Annotated in this window: 18 protein-coding genes; 8 read left to right on the forward strand and 10 right to left on the reverse strand. The window is 57.2% G+C overall.

Annotation, left to right across the window (positions count from 1 at the left end; translation table 11 throughout):
• Positions 1-290: 290 nt before the first annotated feature.
• Positions 291-1,718, reverse strand: coding sequence for an alpha-L-fucosidase (locus OHL23_RS14615; protein ID WP_263352648.1), 1,428 nt, complete (start codon positions 1,716-1,718; stop codon positions 291-293).
• Positions 1,719-1,866: 148 nt separating this feature from the next.
• Positions 1,867-2,856: a glycosyltransferase family 2 protein gene (locus tag OHL23_RS14620; protein WP_263352649.1), complete on the reverse strand. Its 990-nt coding sequence runs from the start codon at positions 2,854-2,856 to the stop codon at positions 1,867-1,869.
• Positions 2,857-3,006: 150 nt separating this feature from the next.
• On the opposite strand from OHL23_RS14620, the gene OHL23_RS14625 reads away from it, so the two are divergent.
• Together OHL23_RS14625 and OHL23_RS14630 are read left to right on the forward strand one after the other, a co-directional pair.
• Positions 3,007-3,402, forward strand: coding sequence for a VOC family protein (locus OHL23_RS14625; protein ID WP_263352650.1), 396 nt, complete (start codon positions 3,007-3,009; stop codon positions 3,400-3,402).
• 46 nt (positions 3,403-3,448) lie between these two features.
• Positions 3,449-4,144: a helix-turn-helix transcriptional regulator gene (locus OHL23_RS14630; protein ID WP_263352651.1), complete on the forward strand. Its 696-nt coding sequence runs from the start codon at positions 3,449-3,451 to the stop codon at positions 4,142-4,144.
• A 59-nt stretch (positions 4,145-4,203) separates the two neighbouring features.
• Here the strand turns inward: OHL23_RS14630 and OHL23_RS14635 are convergent, their stop codons facing one another.
• The 3 genes from OHL23_RS14635 to hemW form a co-directional block, all read right to left on the reverse strand.
• A complete protein-coding gene (locus OHL23_RS14635; protein WP_263352652.1) occupies positions 4,204-4,494 on the reverse strand; it encodes a YXWGXW repeat-containing protein in 291 nt (96 codons plus the stop codon).
• A gap of 138 nt (positions 4,495-4,632) precedes the next feature.
• On the reverse strand, positions 4,633-5,739 hold the full coding sequence (locus OHL23_RS14640) for a threonine aldolase family protein (RefSeq protein WP_263352653.1): 1,107 nt from the start codon (positions 5,737-5,739) through the stop codon (positions 4,633-4,635).
• 115 nt (positions 5,740-5,854) lie between these two features.
• Complete coding sequence (gene hemW, locus OHL23_RS14645; protein WP_263352654.1) at positions 5,855-7,078, reverse strand: radical SAM family heme chaperone HemW; 1,224 nt, start codon at positions 7,076-7,078, stop codon at positions 5,855-5,857.
• 156 nt (positions 7,079-7,234) lie between these two features.
• Here hemW and OHL23_RS14650 point away from each other — a divergent pair, with 156 nt between their 5' ends.
• A complete protein-coding gene (locus OHL23_RS14650) occupies positions 7,235-8,017 on the forward strand; it encodes a CPBP family intramembrane glutamic endopeptidase (RefSeq protein WP_263352655.1) in 783 nt (260 codons plus the stop codon).
• On the opposite strand, the gene OHL23_RS14655 is transcribed toward OHL23_RS14650, so the two are convergent.
• The 4 genes from OHL23_RS14655 to OHL23_RS14670 form a co-directional block, all read right to left on the reverse strand.
• Complete coding sequence (locus OHL23_RS14655) at positions 7,942-8,817, reverse strand: CPBP family intramembrane glutamic endopeptidase (RefSeq protein ID WP_263352656.1); 876 nt, start codon at positions 8,815-8,817, stop codon at positions 7,942-7,944. The two genes, OHL23_RS14650 and OHL23_RS14655, sit on opposite strands and share 76 nt — an antisense overlap.
• Positions 8,818-9,482: 665 nt before the next feature.
• Positions 9,483-10,115 (reverse strand): 3-hexulose-6-phosphate synthase, encoded by a 633-nt coding sequence (gene hxlA / locus OHL23_RS14660; RefSeq protein WP_263352657.1) that lies wholly within the window; start codon positions 10,113-10,115, stop codon positions 9,483-9,485.
• 105 nt (positions 10,116-10,220) lie between these two features.
• Positions 10,221-10,799 carry a 6-phospho-3-hexuloisomerase gene (gene hxlB, locus OHL23_RS14665; protein ID WP_263352658.1) on the reverse strand — a complete coding sequence of 193 codons (579 nt, stop codon included), beginning with the start codon at positions 10,797-10,799 and terminating at the stop codon, positions 10,221-10,223.
• A gap of 89 nt (positions 10,800-10,888) precedes the next feature.
• On the reverse strand, positions 10,889-11,812 hold the full coding sequence (locus tag OHL23_RS14670; protein WP_263352659.1) for a LysR family transcriptional regulator: 924 nt from the start codon (positions 11,810-11,812) through the stop codon (positions 10,889-10,891).
• Between the two features lie 318 nt (positions 11,813-12,130).
• Between OHL23_RS14670 and OHL23_RS14675 the strand changes: the two genes are divergently transcribed.
• Both OHL23_RS14675 and OHL23_RS14680 read left to right on the forward strand, forming a co-directional pair.
• Positions 12,131-12,427, forward strand: coding sequence for a helix-turn-helix domain-containing protein (locus OHL23_RS14675; protein WP_263352660.1), 297 nt, complete (start codon positions 12,131-12,133; stop codon positions 12,425-12,427).
• 29 nt (positions 12,428-12,456) lie between these two features.
• Positions 12,457-13,500, forward strand: a complete 1,044-nt coding sequence (locus tag OHL23_RS14680) for an SDR family oxidoreductase (protein ID WP_263352661.1) — start codon at positions 12,457-12,459, stop codon at positions 13,498-13,500.
• 206 nt (positions 13,501-13,706) lie between these two features.
• On the opposite strand, the gene OHL23_RS14685 is transcribed toward OHL23_RS14680, so the two are convergent.
• Positions 13,707-14,300: a hypothetical protein gene (locus OHL23_RS14685; protein WP_263352662.1), complete on the reverse strand. Its 594-nt coding sequence runs from the start codon at positions 14,298-14,300 to the stop codon at positions 13,707-13,709.
• Between the two features lie 301 nt (positions 14,301-14,601).
• Between OHL23_RS14685 and OHL23_RS14690 the strand changes: the two genes are divergently transcribed.
• The 3 genes from OHL23_RS14690 to OHL23_RS14700 all read left to right on the forward strand — a co-directional run bounded on the left by OHL23_RS14690 (position 14,602) and on the right by OHL23_RS14700 (position 20,173).
• A complete protein-coding gene (locus OHL23_RS14690) occupies positions 14,602-16,605 on the forward strand; it encodes an ABC transporter ATP-binding protein (protein WP_263352663.1) in 2,004 nt (667 codons plus the stop codon).
• Between the two features lie 300 nt (positions 16,606-16,905).
• Entirely contained in the window at positions 16,906-18,084 is a 1,179-nt protein-coding gene (gene lpxB / locus OHL23_RS14695) for a lipid-A-disaccharide synthase (protein ID WP_263352664.1), read from the forward strand.
• A gap of 76 nt (positions 18,085-18,160) precedes the next feature.
• Positions 18,161-20,173: a M1 family aminopeptidase gene (locus OHL23_RS14700; RefSeq protein WP_263352665.1), complete on the forward strand. Its 2,013-nt coding sequence runs from the start codon at positions 18,161-18,163 to the stop codon at positions 20,171-20,173.
• The last annotated feature ends 244 nt before the right edge of the window (positions 20,174-20,417 follow it).

Here is a 20,417-nt window from a genome sequence, read left to right on the forward strand (position 1 = left end):
CATCATTGACGGGCTGAAAGGGCTAAACCGTCTTGGCATTTGGAAACTCGACTTCGCCCCAAAATCCCCTCCATCTCTCTTCGGGCCCTACCAAGCTAAATACGACTCCGGTCTCCTTCTCCAGAAACCATCTTTCATCGTGGTAGGTGCGTCGATCACTGCTGACTGGAATTTCAAGAACATATCCGCGCTCGATCGTCTCACTGAGCATTCGTTGAACTTCCCTGTAATCTCGCTCGGAGGCGAACTGTCTACCAAGATACATCTCACGAAAGACCGTCATGACTCATTCACTTGGCTGTTTGCAGCCGAAGCACCCAGTCATAACTGCCCGGAAGCGAAGTCGGCAGCGTCACTTCGAGATCATCCGCCTTCTGGCTCCATTTCAGCGGCCCGGAGTTACCCAACAGAGTTATCTCCGAACCCGGCGCGGCAACCAGGTTATGCAGCACAACCGTGGAAGAAGCGGGCTTGCCGAAAAGCGTGGCATAAAGATGCCCGTCCTTCTGCGTAAAGCGCAAGTCGACAGTGCGGCCCGCAGCATCTTTCTGATTCGTCGTTCCATTGGGTCGCGTCCACGGATGAGTTCCGTAAATCGCCTCGCCATTCTGTTTGAGCCACACGCCAAGCTTCTCCAGGCGGTCGAGCTGAATCGGCGGAATCGTCCCGTCTGCCTCCGGACCGACGTCAAGCAGCAGATTGCCATTCTTGCTGACAATGTCCACCAGCAGTTCAATCAGCTCCTGCGGTGCGATGGTCTGCGCATCGCCCTCCGCGCGGTTGTAGCCGAACGACATTCCCAATCCGCGGCATTCTTCCCACTTCTTCTTGCTGATCTGGTCGAGTTTCGCATACTCCGGCGAAGTAAAGTCCGAGTGAGGAACGCCGAACCGGTCATCCACTACCCCATCCGGCGTCGAGTTATAGTAGTCGGCCATGATCTGCAGCGGCTTGCCCGACTTAGGCCAATCAATGTCATTCCAAAGCACCGCAGGATGATAGAGATTGATAAGTTCTTCGATCTGCGCGTCGGCATAGACTCCGTAAGCCGTCGATTCCGGCTTTACATTCTCATAATCCGCCGGCTTTTCGATTGGCCCGCGATTGAAGGTCCAGTCATATCCTCCCGAGTAATAAAGCCCCATCTTCAGGCCGGACTTGCGCACCGCCTGAGTTAGCTCCCCGACTATGTCCCGCTCCGCCTGCAGATTGCCCTGGTTCGGGTTGACCACCTTGCTCGGCCACAGCGTAAAGCCCTCATGATGCTTGGTTGTGAGGACCACATACTTCGCCCCCGCATCGCGGAAGATAGCCGCCATCTTATCCGGGTCCCACTTCTTGCTTTCCTGGTTAAAGGTCGAAGTGAAGTCGTAATAGTTATGATTCGGCCCGAAATGTTCGCGGTCATACTGCGCCGTCGGCGAGTTAGGGATGCGCACGACGTTGTAATACCACTCGGCATAGGGATCGTTGACGATGTAGTCGAGAGACGCGAAGTCATGATCTGCGTGCTGCACCGGTGCCCATCCCGGAACGGAATATAGCCCCCAGTGGATGAAGATCCCGAGCTTGGCATCGTCATACCAGGCTGGCAGCGGATGCTTATCGAGCGACTCAATGGTTGGCTCGTAATGCGCCAGCTCAGCATTTTGGGCGCTTGCTGCGATGGATACGCTTACAAAAAGAATCGGCGCGATGGCAAGAATCTTACGGAGCAATGGGATCTCCCTCTTTCGACAGCACTTCGGAACAGATTGGACAGACAGAGAAAGTGTACACAAAGCAAGGCACGCGAAGCCACGCACCAACGAAAAACCCCGCTCCGGCAGCCGGAGCGGGGGTCGATTTCGTCTTGTACTGAGAGCGCTAGTTGCCCGAGAGCAGACTTGGCTCTTCCGGAGCCCGCAGCCTCACCAGCCGGTCAATGGCATACGGCGCGCGATGACTGCTCGTATGGTAGTGGCGCACCTGCAACTCACCCAGCAAGCCAATGGCCAGCATCTGGATTCCAGCCACAATCAGCACAGCGGCCACCACAAACAGCGGTCCGTGCTCATCCATCACATTCTGGTGGGGATGAATCAGCTTGGCCACCAGCAGGAACAGCGAGAACAGCATACCGGTGACAATACCCAGCGCCCCAAACCCTCCGAAAAAGTGCAGCGGACGGCTCATGTGCTTGAGCAGGAAGCGGATCGTCAGCAAATCAAAGAAGACGCGGAAGGTGCGGCCAATGCCGTAGTGGCTCTTGCCCCGCTCACGCATCACGTTCTTGATCGGAATCTCGCAGATGGACGCGCCATACCAGGCCGCCAACGCCGGAATAAACCGATGCATCTCGCCGTAAAGTGGAATGTTATGAATGATTTCCCGGCGATACGCCTTAAACGTCGTGCCGAAATCGTGAATATCCACTTCCGAAAGCTTGGCCATCAGCCAGTTGGCGCAACGCGACGGAAAGCGGCGCATGACAAAGTTGTCAATCCGCTCCTTGCGCCAGCCGCTGACCACATCGTAACCCTCTTCGAGCTTCTCGATAAAAGCAGGAATTTCATTCGGGTCGTGCTGCAGATCGCCGTCCATGGCGATGATGAAGTCGCCATTCGCGTTGTCGAAGCCCGCCGCCAGCGCCGAAGTCTGCCCGAAATTTCGCCGCAACTTGACCACCAGCACACGGCTGTCGACCGCGGCAATCTCTTCAAGCAGCTTGTAAGTGCGGTCGCTGGAACCGTCGTCGACCAATACCAGCTCAAAACTGTCGCCTACCTGTTCCATTACGGATTTGAGTCGGGCGTATAGCTGGGTTACATTCTCTTCTTCATTGTGGAAGGGGACCACGATGGAAAACTTCGGCATATTGACATTATAGATGCGCGTCCAATGCAAAAGGCGTCAGAGGAAGTTGATATAGCAACAACTTTTTCCAAATGACTACTGACAGGATGCTGTCAGTATGGGTGGAGCAATATCACTCTTAAGCGTGACTTTTCACGCGGGGAGATAGAGATGACAAAGGAAAAGCGCCTCAATAACGTGGTCTGGTTTGAACTGCCGGTTACCAACCTGGACCGCGCCACCCAATTCTACGAGACCGTCTTCGATACGAAATTGGCCACCGATCAGCGTTTTCCGGGGATTGCGATGTTTCCGAAACGCCACGAGACAGCCACCACCGGAGCCCTCGCCGTCACCCACGACCCCAAAATCGAAGGTCGCCCTTCGACCGACGGAGCCGTCGTTTATCTCAATTGCGATGGCGAACTGGATGCCGTGCTGAAGCGGGCCAAGGCAGCAGGCGGAGAACTGTTGCAGGAGGTCGCTCAACTGCCCGGCGAGATGGGTTGGATTGCCCAGTTTCGCGATCTGGACGGCAACCGCGTCGGCTTGCACGCTACGTTTTAGGCGGTTCCTGTGCCAGATTGCCCCGTTGGGATAGGATGCCATCATCATGCGTCGGGCCGACCGGCTATTTCGAATCGTCCAACTGCTGCGCGCGGGCCGGCTGCAAACCGCGCGCAGCCTTGCGCAAAAGCTCCAGGTCTCCGACCGCACGATTTACCGCGACGTGCAGGATCTTCAGCTCTCCGGCGTCCCCATTCTGGGCGAAGCCGGGGTCGGCTACACCCTGCGGCGCGACTTCGACCTTCCTCCGCTTATGTTTGATCGAAGAGAAATCACGGCCCTCGTACTCGGCAGCCGCATGGTGGCGTCCTGGGGAGACGCCGAGCTAGCCGCTGCTGCCAACGACGCGCTACGCAAGATCGAAGCTGTTCTCACCCCGGCGCTGCGCGACCGCATCGATGCCGTTCCACTGTACGTCCCGGGGTATCACCTTGAAAATCAAGGCTCTACGCGGCAGCTGCTGGAGCAGTTACGCATTGCCATCGATAGCCGCCAGGTGATCGAGGTTGCCTATTGCGACGAGAAATCTCAGATCACCGAGCGCAGGTTGCGTCCCCTGGCGCTGCTCTTCTGGGGGAATGTCTGGACATTGGTGGCCTGGTGCGAACTCCGGGTCGATTTTCGCAGCTTTCGCGTCGACCGCTTTCAGAGTCTTCGCATCTCCGAAGAGCAATTTAGTCCCCAACCGGGCCAGTCTTATGAGGATTATCTGGCGCAAGTCAAGATTCAATTCGGCACCTGACAAAAAGGCCAGCGCAGAGGGGAGATCTGCGCTGGCCTGCTGCGTTGCGTTATATAGGATTACCGCCAGTGGCCTTCAACCATGACGTAACCGCCGTTCTTGTGTACCCAGCGATGGGCAACCCAGTGCGCGCCAGGATGGGGTGGACGATCCCAGCGGCCTGCAACCCAGACGTAGCGTTGTCCGTCCCAGCGTTGATAACCATCGATCCAGACAAAACCCGGTCCCGGTGCGGGGCCGCGTCTTTCGACAACTGGCGCGGGCGGTCCAATGCGGACCACAACCTGCGCAAAAGAGGCGGCAGGTAGCAGAGAGACAGCAAGCAGCAAAGCTGGAAGAAATTTCTTCACTTGTGTTGACTCCTTCTCGGTGAATTCTTAGAGCCTCGCCGTTTAGCTGGCGGGCATCCGGTCTTTCTATTGCATAGAACGTCGAACGACTCGAATTAGTTGCGTTTCTATGGTTAAAACATGAGGAAAAGTCAGCGTCTAGACCACCGAAGCTGTTGCCTGGCCTACACTTGCGAGCTCTTCAACAAGAACCTGCGCAGCCTTCCGGCAAGCTGCCCCATCCGCATCATGATGCGTCACCAGGCGCACCGATTGCGGGCCTACGGCGCTCATCAGAATGCCTTTCGCCTTGAGGCTGGCCGTCAGATCCACCGCTGGCACCGTGCGCAGCGAGAAAATCACAATGTTGGTCTGCACCGCATCCAGATCGATCTCGACGCCCGGAATCTGCGCCAGCGTCCCGGCGATCATCCGCGCATTGGCGTGGTCTTCGTGCAGGCGCAGCGACATCTTCTCCAGCGCAATCAGTCCGGCGGCGGCCAGAATTCCTGCCTGGCGCATCCCTCCGCCCAGCGCCTTGCGGTAGATGCGGGCCTCATCAATGGCGGCCTTGCTGCCCACCAGCATCGATCCGACTGGCGCCCCCAGCCCTTTGGACAGGCAGAACATCACCGTATCGAAGCCGCTCGTCAGCTTCCGGACACCGTCAAAAACATCCCCGCCCAGAGTCGTCGCCGCATTGAAAACGCGAGCGCCATCAAGATGAACCGGCAAACCGCGCTTCCGCGCTTCCGCCCAGATCTCTTCCAATACTGGCAGCGGAGTAACCGTCCCGCCAGAGAGGTTGGCCGTATTTTCGATCTCGATCAGGCCGGTATCCGCGCGAAACCCTCCGCGTTTGAAGATCACCGGCGCAATATGATCCCAGGTCAGAATGCCGCGAGGAGCCGCGACCGCGCGAATCATACACCCGGAAAAGCTCGCTGCCGTCGCCATCTCCCAGTCCAGGATGTGAGACCGCGACTCGCAGATAATCTCCTGCCCGGGCCGCGTATGCAGCCGAATCGCCATCTGGTTGCCCATCGTTCCCGTAGGCACAAAGATGGCGGCTTCGCGGCCAAAGATCTCGGCAGCTCTGCGTTCCAGTTGATTGATGGTTGGATCTTCACCATAGACATCGTCGCCGACATCGGCGGCAGCCATGGCCGCGCGCATCTCGGGCGTAGGCCGGGTGACTGTGTCGCTGCGCAAATCAATGACGTTATCGGGCGTATTCTCTGCTTGGGCTTGGTACAAATTAGGCATTGTAATCTCCGGATGAAATCCGTCTCAGTTGCATTCCATCCCAGTCTAATTTGCAGCAGTACAGATATGAAACGTGCCGGGATTGCGATTAAGCAAGGTCGCGGAAATCACCCGTTCAGCGCGCCATTTCTACAGCGGAAGCAAGGCCCAGGAACTCGGCGAAAACATCATTGGAGATAAGACGCCCGCGACTTGTCAGCCGCACAATATCGCCTTCCATAATCAGCAATCCGTCTGCAGCGAGACGACGCGCCGCATCCACCGGGGGCTCAATTGCCGACGCGCCAAACTCACCGCGCAAGTCGTCAATGCGAACACCTGAGTTGCAGCGTAGCCCAAGAAACCAGGCCTCTTCCAATTGCTGCGCCGAACCGAGCCATGCCGTCTCCGAAGACGCTTCCGAGTTGCTCAAATAGCCAGACAAATCGTCCGTCGTTGTTGCTCTCAGCACGGCGCGGTCTTCCTCAACCGAAGATCGCAGCATCGACGAAGCATCGAGGCCAACCCCGAGATATGGCCGCCGCTGCCAATAGCGCAGATTATGCCGGGAAGCCTGGCCTTCCCGAGCGAAATTCGAAATCTCATACTGCTGCAGTCCCGCGTCGGCGAAGGCGAGAATCGCGTCTTCATACATCCGCGCAATGGCATCATCAGTCGGCACCAGTCCGGCAGAATAGCGAGCCCCACCCGAGATCAACTCCCGTCCCAGCCGCGAATCCTCGTCAATCTCCAGCATGTAAACGCTGGCGTGCGGCACACCCGTCTCCGCCAGAACCGAGAGCGATTCGCGCCACGAACTCATCGTCTGCTCGGCCAGTCCAGCCAGCAGATCGATGTTGAGATTTGCGATTCCAGCAGCACGCAACCGGCGTAGATCGTCCAGTACCTGCGTACGGGTGTGAAGCCGTCCGCTCAACGCAGCTTCCCGATCCACAAAAGACTGCACACCGAGGCTCACGCGATTGACGCCCGCCTCGGCCATGCTCGCAAGAGTCTCATCGGAGAGCTGTCCTGGTGCGCACTCGATAGTGATCTCTGCATCCGCATCCACTTGAAACCGGTCGCGAACAGCCGCAAAAATTCGCGTGAAGAGTTCGGGCGCGAGCAGCACCGGCGTCCCGCCTCCAAAATAGATCGTGTCAACCTGCTTCGGTAAATCGACCTGCATGGATTCCGCCCAGGATGGCGCATTCGCAAGATCTTCGAGCAATCGATCCACGTAGCGGGCATGGTCGCTCGCAGGATAGACGCCCGAAGCAAAGTTGCAATACGTGCACTTGGCGCGGCAAAACGGAATCGAAAAGTAAAGGCCGAGCGAATTGTGAGAAGAAGCTGGCATTCAAAGGTATTTTCTCATCTCCGGCCCGAACACAGTCCTACTGGCCGATTGCTCCATGAATCGAAGCGAATGAGACGAACTACAATCTGCGCAGTGCGCATCCAAATTGCATGGCGCTGCGTCCATTGTTTTGTTTGTGGTAAAGAACAGGGCTGCATGACTCTGATTGCAACAACCGAATTTCAACCCGGCGTCCCGGAACGCCTTCCGGCCACGCATCGCCGGCAACGGGATATATGGGAGCTTTCCGGAGTGTATTGCCTCATCCTGCTTGCACTCTGGACTCCGCGGCCATGGCAGACATATCTCGCAATTGCGACGCTGGCCCTGGTTCTAATCGTCACGTGGCGCTCGTTCGACGGCTCGCGAGAAATGGGCTTTCGCGTCGCGGGCTTTTGGCGTTCCGTCTGGGTTGTAGCTGTCGCGCTTGCGCTAGCCGCTGCCGCTGTCGTTTTAGCAGCTCATCTGCAAACGCTGCACGCACCCTCGTCAGCCGGTCTTTTCCTATCGCGCTACTGGTCGTACACCATCTGGTCATTCCTGCAGGAGTTTCTGTTGCTGAACTTCTTTCTACTTCGTTTCATGCGGTTAGTTTCAAACAGGTATCTGGCCGCAATTGCAGCTACCGGACTGTTCGCGCTGGCGCACCTGCCAAGTCCCATACTGACTGCGTTGACTCTAATATGGGGCTACGCCGCATGTCTTATCTTCCAGCGTTATCGCAACATTTACATCCCGGCTATTGCGCACGCTATCTTCGGCATCTGCATCGCAATTACCATTCCCGGACCCATCGACCATAACATGCGCGTGGGCCTCGGCTATCTAACCTATCGCGAACACGCGCATCATCACGGCAATCATCAGCGCAGCCAGATCGACCACACGGTATCAACCGTGGCATGTGTAATCGCGGAAGCTCCGACGCGCCGTTCCTGACGCCATGCACGGCCATAGAAGACACCGGCCAGAATCGCCAACAACACATATTGCCAATTGAAGCTGGTAGTCCGCTTATTCCAGTGCGATAACCCAAAGAGCGCCGCGGTAAGAATAAGTGCAGGATAACGGCCAATGCGGCGCTCCAACAGGTTCTGCATCCACCCGCGAAAGAAGAGTTCTTCCGGCACGGCGATAAAGAAAAACGTGAAAAGATACGCACCACTGAACTGCATCGGCGAGGGCCAAAGATCATGGAAATGCAGGAAGCCGATGCCTAAGCCAAGAACGATCGCAATCGGCGTGTAGAAAAGAAATTCGCGGAGCCCTAACCGCAGATCGCGCAATCGCAGCCGCAAATCGAAGCCCACGCCGTCAAGCCGACGGAGCATCCCGAAGCCGTAAATGCCCGCGTCGAGCAACAGGATTTTGTTGAAGACTGCGAAATGCGCAGGCCATGCAGGCTCAAACCAACGCAGATCGACAGCCATACCCAACAAGATCAGAACGAGATAGTCGCGCCAGTTCCCACGTTGCTCGGCATCGGCGCAGCGAGCCTGATGCAACATGACTGCAATCGCGACCGGCAGTGTCGCGTAAAGTGCCAGCCAATACCACCGGAAAACTCCGAACGAGATCCCAACGATGCCATACGGAACACACAGGGTAGCAGGAGCAACAAGGCGCGCCGCCACGCTGAGCTTCTCAGTGACAGTCGCAAGTTGCCGTCCGAAAAAAGCTCCTGCTAGATACGGGGCGAGCGTCAGCAGAGCCGCGATCACAATGGAAAACGTTAGCATCGATTAGCTTTAGTTCAGCTTTAGTCTAGCCTTCCAAGAGTTCGCTCTCAAGGTGCGCACAGCCAGCCATAATTCTTATCGATTGTTACAGCAGAAAAGGGATGAGCATGCTCTAGCGTCTTGAGCTGGGCTGCTCGACGAGAAGATGAGACCGGAAATAATCCAGAGTTTCATTCAGGATCATTTCACTGCATCGATGGTTTGCTTCGTCCTGCTCCAAATCAGCCTCACGAGCCCGCGTTGATATTACATCGAAACAAGCGGGGCATGCGGACTCATATTCCCCGTATTCGTTGATTCTCCGCAGGAAAACAGGGGGCTTTTCACTCGACATGGACGGGTCCTCGGATTGGACCCAAGGCAACTCAATAGCTCAACCTGGCTCGCTTAAAGTATGTCTGTCCCATCGCGCCAGACGTTTCCTCCATCTCGACGGGATGAAGGCTGCTCTTAACAGGAATATAGAAAATAATTGGCGACTTGTCACCGAAAACATACGCTCAGTGCAGCGAGGTGATGTGAGTGGCGCGGTAAAGTCTTGAATTATTATGCGGTTCGTGCCAATTTAATCAGACCAGATGAAGTGGAAACTCGACAGATTTCATCGGCAAAAAAGTGGGACGAGCACTATTCGCCCGTCCCACTCATAATTTGTTCTGACAACCTTATCCGAGTTGCTTGATCTTCTCCCGAAGCGCCTTTGCTGCAGCTCCAGGATCCTTCGCGCCATAAATCGCCGCGCCCGCAACAGCGATCGTCGCTCCCGCGTTCTCAACGCCTTCGATGCGGTCGGTATTGATGCCGCCTGCAACAGAGAAAGGCACGTCCGCCTTGCGTCCTACTTCAAGCAGCTTCTCAATCGAGTAGCCGGCCTGCGCCTGTTCGTCGAGACCAGCGTGCAGTTCGACCCAGCTCACGCCGAGCGCCTTCAGTTCTTTCAGGCGTGCTGCCTTATCGACCACGCCGATCATGTCGGCCACAACGGCCTTGCCGTGCGCCTTGCCGGCCTTCACAGCGCCTTCGATCGTGCTGTCGCCGGCGGAGGCGAGCACAGTCATAATGTCCGCGCCGGCCTTGAATGCCAGATCAGCTTCAAGTTCGCCCGCATCCATGGTCTTCATGTCCGCGAACACCAGCTTATCCGGATAAGCGGCCTTTACATTGGTGACAACGCTGAGGCCCTGCTGCTTGATCAGCGGGGTTCCAAGCTCAATGACATCGACGTGCTCCGCTACCGAATTCAGCAGTTTCAGCGCATCCGCGGTTGAAAGAAGATCAATTGCAACCTGTAGTTTCATCGTTAACTCTCTTTCCTATTACTTCGTGAAGATTGGGCCGTATCCACGGCCATTAAAAATTGTTGAGTGACGCCGCACAGTGATTCTTTTCGCACCCTGAGTTGCTTACTCAAGGTTTGCGTGTCGCTTATAGAGCTCTTCCGCGCTCTCGCCCCATTCGCGCCACATCGCATGAAACATCGAATCTGTAAGCAACATCACACTCTGCTCGAAGAGCGCACCGGCATACTGCGCGGATGCTGTCCCATTCAGGTTCTGCTTGGTCGCTGCGGGAATCACAATCAGCCACTGCGCCAGGTTTGCCAACTTCGAGTCGCGCGTCGCGGTGACAGCCAGTACCTCGGCGCCGACCTTCCGCGCAACTTCGGCTGCATGTACCGCGCTGGCGGTGGCGCCCGAACCGGATGCAACCAGAAGAAGATCGTCCGGACCAATCGCTGGAGCGGTGACTTCTCCAGCCACGTGAACCTCCAGCCCAAGATGCATGAAGCGCATCGCAGCCATCTTCAGCGCCAACCCACTACGTCCTGCACCTGCGACGAAGATTCGCTTTGCTGCGAGGATTCTCCGTTGGGCTGTTTCGATTTCTGCTTCGCTCACGGCTGCGAGCGACTGCTTCAATTCATCAAGAATCAAAACCTGATTCAGGGAATAACTCTGCGGTTCTAATACGCCAAGCGACATAACTCTGTCAGAATGACATCGTCCCGCGTGCGAATCAAACTGGAAATTCTGATTAGTTGATAGCTTATTTCTATCAGGGCAGTTGTAATCTAACGAGGCGATTTTACCCGAAACTTCTGATAGGCGGTCAGCATCGCGCGAATCGCACTGACCATCTCGGGCGAATGCGCCATCTCCATAAACGCATGTACCGCAGCCGGAAGCGGATTGCTCTTTACGGTCACGAATCCGACATTCGCCTGCTCCACCGGCTTGACAATGGCAATGGCTCGGAGCGACGACACCGATGGCAGAGTTGATGCCAGCGATTGCGGCAGCACCGTCGACCATCGTCCTGTATTCAGATGGGCTGCCAGCACTGCTGTTGAATCGGTGTAGATCATCTTCGACGCTCTTTCAAGCTGCAGCTCCGCGCTGCGCGGCATTGCCGAGCGCAAAAGGCAAAGCGGAAGTGCGGCAACATCCGCCCAGCTCACGCGGTCTGCTTCTCCCGCGTCAGTTGATGTGAACAGAAACATTCGCTCGCGATACAAGGCGAATGCGTCCAGCCCGTCCGTCATCGGTTCGTCGATATAGGTGAGCGCTACGTCCACCCCGCCGTTACGCACGGCGTGTAGCAACTGGGTCACGTCGCCGGTCTCGGTCGACATCTGTATATCCGGAAATTTTTCAGAGAAGGCGATGCTCAGCACCGAACTGATCGCGGAGGTTGCCGGCAGCATGGCCAGTCGGAACGGCCCCTGCATTCCGTGTTCGCGGAGTTCGTGCAGCTCGCGCTTCAGCCGCACGCAATCTTCCATCATCTGTTGCGCCCAGGCGAGCACTCGCTTTCCTTCGGGTGTAAATCCCTCGAATTTACGGCCGCGCTTGACGATCAGCACATCCATATCTTCTTCGAGTTGCTTGATTCCGGCGGAAAGGGTCGGTTGGGAGACATGACATTCCGCAGCGGCACGGGCGAAGTGGCGCTCTTTATTCAAAGCGAGCAGGTACTCAAAATTTCTGATAATCAAGGCTGTTTATGCGGTTTAAGGCCGTCCCCTTCAGTCTCTTAGCTTCAAAGTTGCCAACTCCAATTGGACGCGGCAGGCATCGTGCCGGACACAGCATTTTTAGCTGCTCTGTAGGGAGGACGGTGAGACTCACTGCCGTTCTATGGAAATGTTCCACGTGGAACATTTTTGGGTGGGATTTCCGGCTTGTGAGTGTCAAGTGGAATTTCCTGCATGTGGTTTGTTTTCGGTGACATGAATTTGCGCAACATTTAGCCGTTTGTGCATTGGTTTATGGCTTGCGTTTTATATATAGCGTGCATGCTATCTTCCACTTCCATGACTAACATTTTGCGACAGGAAGAACGGATTGCGAGGGATGCCGCGTTTGAACGGATGCTTGCGGAACTTAGACCGGAGTTTGGATTGACGGAGCAGATCAGGAGGGCTCGATTGCGCGCGGGGATGACCCAGGCGCAGCTTGCGCGGCGAATGGGTACGACGCAGTCGGCGATTGCGCGGCTGGAGGCAGGGCTCGGATTGCCGAAGATCCGGACGCTGAAGAAACTGGCGGAGGTGACCGAAAGCCGCCTGGTGCTGAGGTTGGATGAGGGGCTGGATGAGCGGATTCGGTAGGATGGTCGGGTGAAGGAGAATCTCTATTTATGAGCATGGTTCTGGTTACGGGTGGTTCGGGATTTATTGGCAGTCATTGCATTCTGCAACTGCTGGCGGCGGGGTACCGGGTGCGGACGACGGTAAGGAATCTGAAGCGCGATGAGGATGTACGGGCCATGCTCGCGGCGGGTGGGGCGGAGGCTGGTGATCGCTTGACCTTTGCGGCTGCCGATCTGGAGAAGGATGCGGGTTGGGCGGAGGCTGTGGCGGGCTGTGAGTTTGTGCTGCATGTGGCTTCGCCTTTTCCGCTGCGCGTGCCGAAGGACGAGAACGAACTGATTGTGCCCGCGCGCGAAGGGACGCTGCGCGTGCTGCGAGCGGCGCGGGATGCGGGTGTGAAACGGGTGGTGCTGACCTCGTCGTTTGCTGCGATTGGTTATGGGCACGAGGCGACGACGACTCCGTTTAATGAGACGACGTGGTCGAATCTCGACGGAAAGGTGAATGTTCCTCCGTATATGAAGTCGAAGACGCTGGCGGAGCGGGCGGCGTGGGAGTTTATTGCTAAAGAGGGCGGCGGGATGGAGCTTTCCGTGGTGAATCCGGTGGGCGTGTTTGGACCGGTGCTGGGGCCGGATTATGCGACCTCGATTGTGATTGTGCAGCGGCTTATGGATGGCGGGGTACCGGGGTGCCCGCGGCTGAGCTTTGGGGTAGTGGATGTGCGCGATGTGGCGAATCTGCATCTGCGCGCGATGACCGACCCGGCAGCGAAGGGCGAGCGCTTTCTTGCGGTTGCGGGGGAATCCGTCTCGATGCTGGAGATGGCCCTGATCCTAAAGCGCCGCATGGGTGCGGCAGCCAAGCGGGTGCCGACGGGGCAATTGCCGGATTGGCTCCTGCGGACGATTGCGGTCTTTGATCCGACGGTGAGGCAGATTGTGCCGGAGCTTGGCAAGGTGAAGAATGCTTCGAATGCAAAGGCGCGGCGGGTGCTGGGATGGGTTCCGCGGTCGAATGAGGAGGCGATTGTGGCTACTGCCGAGAGCCTGATGAGGCTTGGGCTTTTGAAGGATAGTGCGAAGAGGTGAAGTTCGCGCTTGATCCGAAACCGTCGAAACTCCGGGGCTGAAGCCCCTTTTCGCTATTGGTTGTTCTCAGCGGCCTGAAGGCCCCTGCTCCCTCCGGTGACGCGTGATTTGGATGTACGATTTTGGCCGAGACGGGAGAGACAAATTCAGCAGTCCGGCCTTGAAACAGACTCGGAGTTCGCTGGGGAGGCTGGGGTCACTCCTGTTCAGGGGGTGGGCTGGGGTTTCGGTGGAGCATTCGGATAGGACTTTTCTACTTCGTCTTTCAGCCTGCGGAGGAGCATGACGTTCGGGCCGCTGAGGCCGCGTTCCTGTTCGCTGCGCCAGATTGGGCCCTTGAGTTTGCCGTCCGATTGGATGGTGTAAACCCATAATTGATCTTTTTCTTCTCTCAGACCGTCGGGCGAGGGGTTGCCGGTGCCGCTTTGTGATGCATCTGCGGGGTCCTGAATGGGAGAGTGGCCGCCTGGGATTCGCAGCGTGCCTGGAGTTGCGGAGTTGGGCTGATCGCGCACTATCCGGCCTTTGTAGACGACGAGGATCAGGTCTGCGTCGCGGCGTGAACGGCTGAGGGTGTAGCGGCCCCAGTCCTGAATGCCGTCTTGGACATCGAGAATGGCGTTGCGGTCGTCGGGATCGAGCCGGATGTCGGTAATGTCGACGCCGTCGCGGGTTTCAACGAAGACCGTGTGAGCGGTCTCGAAGGCCTCGGGCAGAGATGGCTTCTTGGACTTGGCTGTTGCCGAATCTAATCCTGCGAAAACCAGTAAGAGCAGGAGCACCGCGGAGTTGCGCCTCATGCTGCACCTCGTTGCGAAGCGTAGTATGGCACGGAGGAACGGCCTTGTGCCTTCGCTCATCGATAATATTCCCTCGGTGAGGGCAATGGACCGGGAATCAGCAATTTGACGTGTGATAGAGCGGGCTTTCAGCCTTGTGATCCCTATTCCGGTCTACCTTACCCAGGCCGATGGCCTGGGTAAGGATAATGACGCGCCGTTGGCGCTGTATCAGTTTAACGAAGAGACAGAAGTCTTCCCGCTACAATGGTTCTGAAGCGAGATCCCCCGGCGGATCATCCAAAGGGTCCAGACATCCTGAATGGCAGACGAGACGAATACGCCGAAAAAGGCTGAGGACGAGGTTAGCGGCAAGGCTTACGATGGCCGGCTGATGATGCGGCTTGGCCGGTATTTGGGGCCATATCGGCTGCAGGCTACGATTTCCGTCATTGCCGTGATTCTGAAGGCTGCTTCGGATGTGGTGGGGCCATATCTGGTGAAAGTCGGGCTGGACCGGTATCTGACTTCCCACGCCACGATCCTTTCGGCTGGTCCGAGCACGAACTGGCTGGGGCGGCGGCTGAGCGATGATCCGTTTACCGGGCTGGGGCAGTTGGCTTCGCTTTATCTGGGAGCGCTGCTGCTGGCGTATGGGTTTGAGTTTACACAGACTTACCTGATGCAGTGGACCGGGCAGAAGGTGATGTTTGACCTGCGGCGCGAGATCTTCCGGCATATGCAGCGGATGCATATCGGGTTCTTTGATCAACATGCGGTGGGGCGGCTGGTAACGCGGCTGACCTCGGATGTGGACGCGATCAATGAGATGTTCACGGCTGGCGTGTTGTCGATGATTGACGACGTGTTTGCGCTGACGGTGATGGTTTGCGTGATGCTGGCGATGAACTGGAAGCTGGCGCTGCTCACGCTGAGCGTGCTGCCGCTGATTGTGGTGGTGACGAATCTGTTTCGCAAGTCGGTGCGCGAGAGCTACCGGCGGGTGCGCGGGGCGATTGCGCGGATCAACAGCTTTACCCAGGAGCATGTGAGCGGGATGTCTGTGGTGCAGCTCTTTAATCGCGAGGAGCGGGCCTTCAACGACTTTACGAAGGTGAATGAGCTGCACATGATCGCCTTCAAGGACACGATTTTTGCCTATGCGCTGTATTACCCGGCGGTGGAGATCCTGTCGTCGATTGCGATTGCGCTGGTGATCTGGCGGGGTGGGTTTGGGGTGATCCACTCGGCTGAGGCGGGAACTTCGATGGTGGCGGGCGCGGTCACGATCGGGGTGCTGTCGGCGTTTATCCAGTATTCGCAGCGGTTTTTCCGGCCGATTATGGACTTGAGCGAGAAGTTCAATATTTTGCAGGCGGCGATGGCGGCCTGCGAGAGGATCTTCAAGCTTCTCGACACGCCGACGGAGATTGTTTCGCCTGCTGAGGCGAAGGCCGGGGATGGGTCGAATCGGATCGAGTTCCGGCATGTTTGGTTTACCTACCAGGCGCTTACGGAGGAGCAGCGAGCGAAAGTTGCGGCGGCTTCGGCGGCGGAGTTGGCTGCTATGCCGGATGTTGAGTGGATTTTGAAGGATGTTTCATTTGTCGTGGAGCCGGGGCAGACGGTTGCGATTGTCGGACACACCGGCGCGGGCAAGACTACGCTGACGGGCCTGATGATGCGCTTCTACGATGTGACGCGTGGTGCAATCTATCTGGATGGGGTGGACCTCCGGGAACATGATCTGGGCGCGTTGCGGCGGCATTTCGCGGTCGTCTTGCAGGACCCGTTCCTATTTACCGGGACGATTGCGGAGAATATCCGGCTGGGCGCGGCGGAGATTACGGAAGACCGCATGGTGGCTGCGGCGCGCGATGTGAATGTGCTGGAGTTTGTGCAGGGGCTGGCGAAGGGGTTTGATGAGCCGGTGCTGGAGCGCGGGAATTCGCTGTCGACGGGGCAGAAGCAGCTGATCAACTTTGCACGGGCGCTGGCGTATGATCCTCGGATTCTGATTCTGGATGAAGCTACTTCGAGCGTCGATACAGATACGGAGATGAAGATTCGGCTGGCGCTGGAGCGGATGGTGGAGGGGCGGACTTCGGTGCTGATTGCGCATCGGCTATCGACGGTGCAGCGTGCGGATGTGATTCTGGTGATGCACAAGGGGCAGCTGCGGGAGTTTGGTTCGCATCAGGAGTTGCTGGGGCAGCGGGGGATTTATTGGAAGCTGTATCAGTTGCAATATAAGGATCAGGAGCCGGGGGCGGCTTCGGCTGTGCTGGCGCCGGAGCTGGCTTCGGGGTTGGCGCTGGGGGACTGAGGCGTTTTTTCACGCGAATTGGCTTCTTCCCGATCGAATATATATCCCGGAGAAAATGGAACGCGCAGATTGTGCAGTAAATCCAGTGCGGCTAGACGTCGCTGCATTTCCTCTGGTGTGAATTTGGAAGTCATCCTCTTCAGTTTATCTTCGAAAGCATAGAGCGGGCTTTCAGCCCTGTTCGTCTCCGCATTCGCATTTTTCCCAGGCCGATGGCCTGGCTGGGATAGCGTCGCGCCGTTGGCGCTGGGATGCTTGTACGATAGAACATCTTGCTTAGAAACCTATAAGCTGAATGAGATGCAGAAGACATCTCCGAACATTTTTCTGTCTGCGGGTGAGGCGAGTGGCGAGGCTTATGGGGCGTTGCTGATCTCGGAGCTGAAATCCCGTTGCCTTGGTGCGATGTTCTTTGGCATGGGCGGAGAGCGGATGGAGGCTCTGGGCTGCGAGCGGGTCGTCAAATCGGAAGACGTGGCGGTGATGGGGATCACTGAGGTGATCCGGCATTTGCCGCAGATTTATCGCGAGTACCGGAAGCTGAAGGCTGCGATTCGGCAGCGACGGCCGGATGTCGCTGTTTTGATTGATTTTCCGGATATTCATCTGAAGCTGGCGGAGGAGTTTCATGCGCTGGGGATTCCGGTGATCTTCTTTGTGAGCCCGCAGCTTTGGGCGTGGAAAAAGGGGCGAATCCGGAAGGTGCAGCGGTTTGTGGACCGGATGCTGGTGATCTTTCCGTTTGAAGAGCCGTTTTACCGGGAGAGCGGGGTGAATGCGACGTATGTCGGGCATCCGCTGGCGGATTTAGAGTTACCCGGGGTTTCACGCGCTGAGTTTGCCGAGGGAAACGGGCTTGACCCTGGCAATCGCTGGATTGGGTTGTTGCCGGGGAGTAGGGCGAAAGAGATTCGACTGAATCTGCCGGAGATGGCGCGAGCGGCACGGCTGCTATTTGAGCGCGATCCGCATATGGAGTTTTTGCTTCCGCTGGCTCCGACGCTGACGATAGCGCAGGCGCATGTGGTGACTGGGCTGCTGTCGGAGTTCGCGGATGGTCTACCGGTGCGCATGGTGCGCGATGCACGGGCTGCGCTTTTTCATGCGCGGGGGGCGATTGTGGCGAGCGGTACGGCGACGGTCGAGGCGGCGCTGATTGGGAATCCTTTTGTAGTGGTGTACCGGGTGTCGCCGGTGACGTATGCAATTGCCAAGCGGGTGGTGACAGTGCCGCATGTCGCGATGGTGAACCTGGTGGCGGATAAGCGTCTTGTCCCTGAGCTGATTCAAGATGACTTTCAGGCAGGTCGCATCGTCCAAGAGCTAGAACCGCTGTTGGCAGATGGGGATTCGCGCGCGGAGATGATGGCTGGCCTTGTGGCGGTGGGGGAAAAACTGCGCGCTGGGCGGGGATCCAAGGCGACGGCAATTGCCGCGGTGGCCACAATTGTGCTGGAAACGGTAGGATTAGCGAGTTAGCGCGCGTTCCGCGCAATGGCGAGTTGGCAGGTTAGCGGGATTTATGAGAAAGATCAGGTACAGGATGATTTCCACTATGCGGAAACAATGGACTCAGTTCCCTTCTCTCTTGACCGCTGCCTTGGCTATCACAGGTCTCTCGCTGGCGTCGCCGGGAGTGGTTGCGGCTCAGACTTCGCTGGCGGCTAACCGGATGGCGATTCAGGGCTATGTAATTGACGCGGAACTGGACCCGGCCGCTCATCATCTGGTGGCCACGGCGGTGGTGACTTTCACAGCGCCGGAGACTGCGGACCAGGTGACATTTGGGTTTCATCCGGCGCTGAAGCTGACGAAAGTAACCGATGACGCGGGCAAGCTGTTGACCGGGGATCGGACGGCGGACGGAAGTATTCGGATTTCTCCAGCGACGCCTTTTGTGAAGGGGAAGCCGGTTCGCTGGACATTTGCGTATGAAGGCACGATCTCCGGAAACGAGGACGGCCCGGTCGAAGGACTGAAGCTGGCGGCGATTCAGGAGCCGGTTACTTATCTCCTGTACCCCGCGCGGTGGTTTCCGACGACGGGCTACCTGACAGACCGGTTTACGGCGCAGATGCATATCAAGGTGCCGCAAGGTATGCGGGTGCTGGCGAGCGGAAGCGAGGGTAACCCGACGGAGGTGACGCTGGCCGACGGCAAGCCGGGAGATCAGTTCAATTTCAATTGGACGAAACCTGGGTTTCCTGGAACGGTGATTGCGGGACGGTTTGTGGCTCCGGTTTCTCCGAGTGGCGCGGCCAATATTCATGTTTATCTGACGGTGAGCCATCAGCAATCGAGAAATGAGCTGGCTGAGACGGCGGCCAAAGAAGTTGATTTCTTTACCAATATCTTCGGCGCGCCGGAGTCGGGACGGCTGAATGTGGTGGAGTTGCCGGACGATACGTTGCCTGCGGCCTGGGCGCCGGAACTGGCGGCGATCATGGGTTCGCGGACGGGAGATAAGTCGGGGATTCGCCTGCTGGCGAACACGATTGCGCACCAGTGGTGGGGTTCCGAAGTCAGCCCGAATTCGATGAACGATGCGTGGATTACCAATGGGATGTCGCGCTATGGCGAACTGATGTATGTAGAAGACGAGAACGGCAAGACGGCGATGAAGACGGCGATTCAGGATGTTTCGGCGGGCGCGCTGGCATACGATACGACGCCGCTGTCGAGCGCCGCGCGGTTGAGTCCGTTTTCGCCGCAGTTCCAGTCGATGACGCTGGAAAAGGGCGCGATGGTGTTCCATATGCTTCGCTGGGAAGTCGGCGACGACATGTTCAAGAAGATATTGAAGGGCGCGTTGAGCCAGTACACCGACAAGCCGATGCGGTCGAGCGATTTCGAGAAAGTCGCGGAGGCGCAGAGCCAGATGCAGCTTACTCCGTTCTTTGCGCAATGGGTGGACGGTACGGGTGCGCCGCAGTTTGTGAATAAGTACGCGGTATACCGGCTGGGGAATAACAAGGGCTTTCGTACGATCGGCGAGGTGCAGCAGGATCTGGACTTATTCCGGATGCCGGTGGAGTTGCGGGTAGAGACCGACGGCAAGACGGAGATGAAGAAGGTGGACGTGGTCGGCTCGGACTCGCAGTTTGTTGTGGATACTTTTGGAAGGCCTCGACATATCGCCATCGATCCGGATAACTGGCTGCTGAAGGCTACTCCCGACTTACAGGTGAGAGTGGCAATCCTGAAGGGGCAGCAGTTAGTGGCGCAGGGAGATCTCGCGGGAGCGCTGGGCGAATTTCAAAAGGCGCTGGAAGCGAATGCACAGAGTTCGCTGGCGGATTATCGCATTGGCGAAGTGCTGTTTTCGCAGCGCAATTACCAGGCCAGCGCCAATGCTTATCGCGATGCCTTGCGCGGCGATGGCGATCCGCGATGGACTGAGGTTTGGAGTCATATTCAGTTAGGGAAGATATTCGATGTTACGGGGCAGCGCGACCGCGCTGTGAACGAGTATCGCCAGGCCGTGCAGACGAATGACAATACTCAGGGAGCGGTGAACGAGGCGCGGCAATACCTGCAGAAGGCATACCAGCGGCCGGATACGGACTAAAGAATACGGATTAGATAGGATGCTTCTGGATTTGCGATAAAGTTCAATTGCAGGATTTCTTCCAATAGATAGCCGAAGGGCCTCGCCCTGAAAATCAAAGCCATTACGCTCGCGTGAAGATTTCTTTCGCGCGGGTGTTTCCATTTGGGAACCATCTCGTCTGCCGGGTGCCAGCGCGGGAAATTGTGGGAGTTACCCCGTCAGGTTCCACGCATTGCGACGAGGACGGTATGGCAGGCTGGGC

The organism is Acidicapsa acidisoli, from assembly GCF_025685625.1.
Taxonomy (GTDB): Bacteria; Acidobacteriota; Terriglobia; order Terriglobales; family Acidobacteriaceae; genus Acidicapsa; species Acidicapsa acidisoli.